At 75.0% G+C, this 6251-nt stretch carries 6 protein-coding genes; 4 read left to right on the top strand and 2 right to left on the bottom strand.

All coding sequences use genetic code 11. The features are described 5' to 3' along the window. On the top strand, window positions 1-1081 hold a 1081-nt coding region (locus tag J1M37_RS04595), incomplete at its 5' end, for a hypothetical protein (protein WP_241250827.1). Between the two features lie 33 nt (window positions 1082-1114). Further along, window positions 1115-1663, top strand: coding sequence for an NYN domain-containing protein (locus tag J1M37_RS04590; protein ID WP_036337153.1), 549 nt, complete (start codon window positions 1115-1117; stop codon window positions 1661-1663). Between the two features lie 22 nt (window positions 1664-1685). Here J1M37_RS04590 and J1M37_RS04585 read toward each other — a convergent pair whose 3' ends face one another. Further along, on the bottom strand, window positions 1686-2534 hold the full coding sequence (locus J1M37_RS04585) for an HAD family hydrolase (protein WP_069941156.1): 849 nt from the start codon (window positions 2532-2534) through the stop codon (window positions 1686-1688). Between the two features lie 73 nt (window positions 2535-2607). Between J1M37_RS04585 and J1M37_RS04580 the strand changes: the two genes are divergently transcribed. After that, on the top strand, window positions 2608-3684 hold the full coding sequence (locus J1M37_RS04580; protein ID WP_036316532.1) for a malate dehydrogenase: 1077 nt from the start codon (window positions 2608-2610) through the stop codon (window positions 3682-3684). 103 nt (window positions 3685-3787) lie between these two features. Here J1M37_RS04580 and J1M37_RS04575 read toward each other — a convergent pair whose 3' ends face one another. Then, window positions 3788-4708, bottom strand: a complete 921-nt coding sequence (locus tag J1M37_RS04575) for a carbohydrate kinase family protein (protein WP_010079702.1) — start codon at window positions 4706-4708, stop codon at window positions 3788-3790. A 59-nt stretch (window positions 4709-4767) separates the two neighbouring features. Here J1M37_RS04575 and J1M37_RS04570 point away from each other — a divergent pair, with 59 nt between their 5' ends. Next, on the top strand, window positions 4768-6132 hold the full coding sequence (locus J1M37_RS04570; protein WP_206452189.1) for a solute carrier family 23 protein: 1365 nt from the start codon (window positions 4768-4770) through the stop codon (window positions 6130-6132). Window positions 6133-6251 lie beyond the last annotated feature (119 nt).

Below are 6251 nucleotides of genomic sequence, written 5' to 3'. Positions count from 1 at the left end.
CTCCTCCCACGCTCCCGCCGCCACCCACACCGCCCGGGGCCGCCTGGTCTGGGTGGACGTCGCGCGCGGCCTGGCCCTGGTCGCGATGATGGTCGCCCACACGGCGCCCGCCGGCGGCCCGGGTGGGGTGCTCCACCTCTCCGAGCACCTCACCGCGCCCCTGTTCGCGGCGCTCGTGGGCGTGGGCGCGCGCCTCGAGGCGGAGTGGCTGGGCCGTGGCCGGGCCGTGCCCCGCGCGCTCGTGCGGGCGGCCGCCCTGTTCGGGGCGGCGTGGCTGACCGGGCACTTCGGGGCGGCCGTCGTGAACGTGCTGGCGCACCTGGCTGTGCTCACGGTGGTCATGGCCCTGCTGGCCGCCCTCCCGCTCGGCGCGCACCTCGTGCTGGCCCTCCTCAGCGGCGGGGGTGGCCTCCTGCTCGCCGCCACGCCGACGGCCGACGTCGTCGACCGGCTCGCCCCCGCCGCGCAGGCGCTCGGGCTGCACCGCCCGGCGCTGACCCCGTGGGTCTCCGCGTTCCTCACGGACGGCCCGTACCGCCTCCCCCTGTTCCTCGCGTGGGCGCTGCTGGGGGCGGTGCTGGTCGCCACCGTCCACGGCACGACGACGGCGGCCCCGGCCCGGAGCGCACGGCTCACGGGACTCGCCTGGGCGGCCGGGGGGATCGCGCTGGCCGGCGTCGTGCTCGCCCTGTCCCGGACGCGGACCGGCGCCGCCCCCGTGCCCTACACGGCGACCCCGGCGGAGGCCCTGCTGGACACGGGCCTCGTGCTGACCGTGCTCGGCGCGTGCGCGGCCCTCATGCCGCGGCGGTGCGCGCTGCTGGCCGTGCCCGGCGCGATGACGCTGTCCGTGTACGTGGCGCACCTGTGGTACCTCGGGTGGGTGCTGCGGCTGGGTCCCGGCCCGTGGCGCAGCGCCACGGGCACGGACGACACCTGGTTCAACGTGACGGTGCTGATCGCCGGGTCACTGCTGCTGCCGCTGCTGTGGCGGGCTATCGTGCAGCTCGGGCCGTTCCGCGCGGGGCCGCTCGAGGGCGTCGTCCGCCTGCTGACGGCCCCGTTCGGCCGCGGGCGCTGACCGACGTCCACCCCAGCGGGTAGCCTCGAGAGCGTGAGCGAGCGAACCACCTACCTGCTGATCGACGGCGAGAACATCGACGCCACCCTCGGCACGTCCATCCTGCAGCGGCGCCCCCAGCCCGACGAGCGGCCGCGCTGGAAGCGCCTGCTCGGCTACCTCGAGGACCGCTGGGACCAGCCGGTCAAGGGCCTGTTCTTCCTCGCCATCGACGGCGAGATCCCCATCCCGTTCGTCCAGGCGCTCACCGCCCTCGGCTTCCAGCCGATCATGCTACGCGGCGAGGGCAAGGTCGTGGACATCGGCATCCAGCGCACCGCGGAGGCGCTGCTGGGCCGGGAGGACGACGTCGTCCTCGTCAGCCACGACGCCGACTTCGCCCCCCAGCTCACCGACCTCGCGGCCACGCCGGGCCGACGCACCGGGATCATGGGCTTCGAGGAGTTCCTCTCCCACGAGCTGCGCCGCATCCCCGGGGTCGAGTTCTTCGACCTCGAGCACACGGTGGGCGCGTTCGACTCGTCCCTGCCGCGCCTGCGCGTGATCGACGTCGAGGCGTTCGACCCGTACGAGTTCCTCTGACCCGCCCGGGGCGGCCCGCGGCTCAGTCCGTGGGCAGCTCCAGCAGGCGTTCGACGGTGGCGGCCACCCCGTCGTCGTCGCACGCCCCGACCACGCCGTCCGCCGCGGCCAGCAGCGACGGGTGCCCCGAGGCCACGGCCAGGCCGAGACCGGCCCACTGGAGCATCTCCAGGTCGTTGGGCATGTCCCCGAACGCGACGACGTCGGCCGGCGCGACCCCCCGGCTCGTGGCGAACTCGGCGAGGGTCGCGGCCTTGTGCACGCCCGGCGCGGACATCTCCACGAGCGCGATGCCGGGCGCGGAGTGCGTGGCGCTCACGAGCTCGTCCAGCTCGGCGCGGGCCGCGGCGAGGAAGGCGTCCGGGGACAGGGTGTCCGAGCGGGCCAGCAGCTTCACGACGCCCAGCCGACCCGGCAGCGCGGCCTCGAGCGTGGCCGCCGCGTGGACCTCGGCCCGGAACTCGGCGCGCTCGGAGAACGCGTGCTCCCAGAAGAAGCCCTCGAGGGTCTCGGCGCCGAAGGACACGGTGCGGTCCAGGGCGCGCAGCCGGTCCGTGGCGGTCCACACGGCCTCGACGGGCATGGGGTGGGCGATCAGGACGTCGTCCGTGGCGGTGTCCACGAGGACGGCGCCGTTGGAGCAGATCACCGGGCCGACGGGGCCGAGCTGCGCGCTCAGCGGGCCGAGCCAGCGGAGGGGACGGCCGGTCACGAACACCACCTCGACGCCGGCGTCGTGGGCGTCCCGCAGCGCCGCGATGGTGCGCGGGCTCAGGCGCCCCGACCGCGTGTGCCGGTACCCGATGATGGTGCCGTCCAGGTCCGTCGCGATCATCCGCGGACGGCGCGAGGGCAGGGGCAGGGCGGGCATGCGCTCAGTCTAGGCCGGGGCCGTGCGGCGGGCCGGGGTGTCCTCCGCGGGCGAGCGGGGGCACGATGGGGGCGTGGACACCGCACTGCAGACCACCGCACAGGACACCGCCCCGGACCCCGTTTCGACGACGCCCCGCACGGTCACCGTCACCGGCGCCGCCGGCAACATCGGCTATGCACTGCTCTTCCGCATCGCCGCCGGCGGGATGCTCGGCCCGGACACCCCGGTCCGGCTGCGCCTGCTCGAGATCCCGGCCGCCCTGGGCGCCGCGGAGGGCACCGCCATGGAGCTCGCCGACGCGGCCTTCCCGCTGCTGGCCGACGTGGAGGTCACGGACGACCCGGCCCGCGCCTTCGACGGGGTCCAGCACGCGCTGCTCGTCGGCGCGCGGCCGCGCACGAAGGGCATGGAGCGCGGCGACCTGCTCGAGGCGAACGGCGGGATCTTCGGGCCTCAGGGCCGGGCGATCAACGACCACGCGGCGCAGGACGTGCGGGTCGTCGTCGTCGGGAACCCGGCCAACACCAACGCGCTGATCGCCGCCGCCCACGCCCCGGACGTGCCGGCCGCGCGCTTCACGGCGCTGACCCGGCTGGACCACAACCGGGCCGTGGCGCAGTTGGCCGCGCGGGCCGGCGTCGCGGTGACGGACGTGTCCGGCGTGACGATCTGGGGCAACCACTCCGCCACCCAGTTCCCGGACCTCACCCACGCCCGCGTGCGGGTGGACGGGACGTGGCGGCCGGCGCTCGAGGTGGTGGACCCGGTGTGGGCGAGCGAGGAGTTCGTGCCGCGCGTGGCGAGGCGGGGCGCGGAGATCATCGAGGTGCGCGGGGCGAGCTCGGCGGCGTCGGCGGCGTCCGCGGCGATCGATCACATGCGCGACTGGACCCTCGGCACCGGTGTGGACGCGGACGGTGCGCCGCGCCGGACGTCGGCCGCGGTGGTCTCGGACGGCTCCTACGGGGTGCCGGAGGGGCTGATCAGCTCGTTCCCCGTGACGTCCGACGGCGGCACCGCGTGGCGGATCGTGCCGGGGCTGGAGCCGGACGAGTCCGTGCTGCCGGGTGAGGGCGGGCGGCTGGCCGCGACCGTCGCCGAGCTGGAGGCCGAGCGCGACGCCGTGCGAGGGCTGGGCCTGCTCTGAGGCGGCCGGGATCGTCTGCGTCTCTGACCCTTCTGGGGGCGTCCCCGCCCGCCGGAAGGGTCGGATGCGCAACAGATTCGTGCGAGGACGGGAGGGCGTGGGGTCAGTCCGCCAGCTCGGCCCGCGTGGGCGGGTCCGCCCCCGGGCGGGAGGCCGTGATCGCCGACGCGCGGGAGGCGTAGATCAGCACCGACTCGACGTCGGCCGGGTCCATCGCGTGCAGGCGGCCGCGGTTCGCGGCGCCGAGCAGGGAGCGGTCGTCGAGGGCGGCGAGCAGGGCGGCGGTGAACGAGTCACCGGCGCCCACGGTGTCCGCGACGTCCACGGGCACGATCGGGCGCTCCACCACGCCGTGCGCGGTGACGGCCACGATGTCCTCGGCGCCGCGGGTCATCACCACGAACGCCGGGCCCATCTGCTGCCACGCCTGCAGCGACTCGCGCAGCGGGCGGTCCGGGTACAGCCACGCGATGTCCTCGTCCGAGGCGTGCACCACGTCCGCCAGCCGCACGGACTCCTCCGCGCGGGCGCGGGCGAACGCCCGGTCCGGCACGATCGTGGGCCGCACGTTGGGGTCGTAGCTGATGGTCGTGACCGCCGAGATCCGCTCGAGCAGGGCCATCACCTCGGCGTCGCCGGGGGCGAGCATGGTGGCGATGGAGCCGGCATGCATGTGGTGCAGCGGGCCGCCGGCGGCGTCGTCGAAGTCCCGGGCGAGCGCGGCGGCGGGCGGCAGCGTCCAGTCCAGCTCGAACTCGTAGCTGGCGGCGCCCGTGGGGTCCAGGCGGGCGGTGGCCACGGAGGTGGCGGCGGCATCCGGCTCGAGCAGGCAGCGCACGCCGTTCTCCCGCAGATGCGAGGCGATCATGTCCCCGTGCGCATCGCGGCCGAGGCGGCCGGCGAACAGGACGGGCCGCTCCAGCCGGCTCAGGCCCACGGCCACGTTCAGGGGGCTGCCCCCGACGTGCACGCGGGGGGTCGCGGTGTCCGAGACCACGACGTCGACGAGCGCCTCTCCGATCACACCACAGTACTGAGCCACGCGCCCCACGGTACCCTAATCACCGGCGCGGAACCGGGGCTGTGCTCAGGCTTCCAGGCCCCCGAGAAACGCCCGACACCCCCACCCGGCCCTCGCGCGGCCCCGGCTGGCGCCTCCACGGCGACGGCCGCACCATCACCCCGGGCACCGTCGTCGCCCCGGACGAGCGGCTGAGCTGGCCCCGGACCGTGGGCATCGGCGTGCAGCACGTGATGGCCATGTTCGGCGCCACCGTGCTCGTGCCCGCCCTGACCGGCATGCCCGCGACGACGGCGCTGCTCTTCTCCGGCCTGGGCACCCTGCTCTTCCTGGTCATCACGGGCAACCGCCTGCCCTCGTACCTGGGCAGCTCGTTCGCGTTCATCGCACCCCTGACGGCCGCCGCCGCGATCGGCGGCACGGGGGCCGCGCTCGGCGGCATCCTGGTGACGGGCCTGCTGCTCACGGTGATCGGCGCGATCGTGCACCGCGCCGGCACCGGGTGGATCCACGCGCTCATGCCGCCGGCGGTGATGGGCACGATCGTGGCCCTGATCGGCCTCAACCTCGCCGGCGCCACGACGACGGCCATGCAGGAGGTGCCGGTCACCACGTTCGGCACGGCCCTGGCGGTGGTGCTCACGGCCGTGACGTTCCGGGGGCTCCTGGGCCGCCTGTCCATCCTCGTGGGCATCGTGGTGGGCTACGTGCTGGCCCTCGCGCAGGGCCAGGTGGACTTCGCCGCCGTCGGGGAGGCCGCCTGGATCGGGCTGCCGCCCTTCCACGGCCCGGAGCTGCGCTGGGACCTGCTGCCCCTGTTCCTGCCCGTCGTGCTCGTGCTGGTCGCGGAGAACATCGGCCATGTCAGGACCGTCGGGCTGATGACCAAGCGCGACCTGGACCCGCTCACCGGCCGTGCCCTGATCGCGGACGGCCTGTCCACCATGCTCTCCGGCGCGGGCGGCGGCGTCGGCACCACCACGTATGCGGAGAACATCGGCGTGATGGCCAGCTCGCGCGTCTACTCGACGGCGGCGTACTGGGTGGCCGGCCTGACCGCGATCGCCCTCGCGTTCCTGCCGAAGTTCGGGGCCGCCGTCGCCACCATCCCGGCCGGGGTGGCCGGCGGCGCGGGCATCATCCTCTACGGGATGATCGGCATGATGGGCGTGCGCATCTGGGTGCAGAACCGCGTGGACTTCTCCAACACCGTGAACCTCATGACGGCGGGTGCGGGCCTGATCATCGCGATCGCCGACCCCCAGCTCGTGGTCGGCGGGCTCGTGTTCGGCGGCATCACGCTCGGCACGGTCGCCGCCCTGGTGGTGTACCACCTCATGACGGCGATCGCCCGCGCCCGCGGCACCGAGCCGGTGCCCGAGGACGAGGAGGAGTTCGAGGCCTCGGAGGCCGGCCGGCTCGGCTGACCCCGATCCCGCGCCACGCGCACTTTCGGTCGTGAGATAGGGCCAATCTCACGACCGAAAGCGCTGAGAACCCCCCTTTCACGTTCGAAAACGCTGGGCGGGGGCGGGCAGGGCGAGGC

This window comes from Micrococcus sp. KRD012, assembly GCF_017168555.1.
In the GTDB taxonomy this organism is placed as follows: domain Bacteria; phylum Actinomycetota; class Actinomycetes; order Actinomycetales; family Micrococcaceae; genus Micrococcus; species Micrococcus luteus.
The sequence above is the reverse complement of the archived record's forward strand: the minus strand, read 5'-3'. Positions and strand labels throughout refer to the sequence as shown.

Excerpts from the sequence above, each read along its gene's own strand:
- J1M37_RS04585 (WP_069941156.1), bottom strand. The coding sequence starts at position 2,534 with ATGCCCGCCCTGCCCCTGCCCTCGCGCCGTCCGCGGATGATCGCGACG.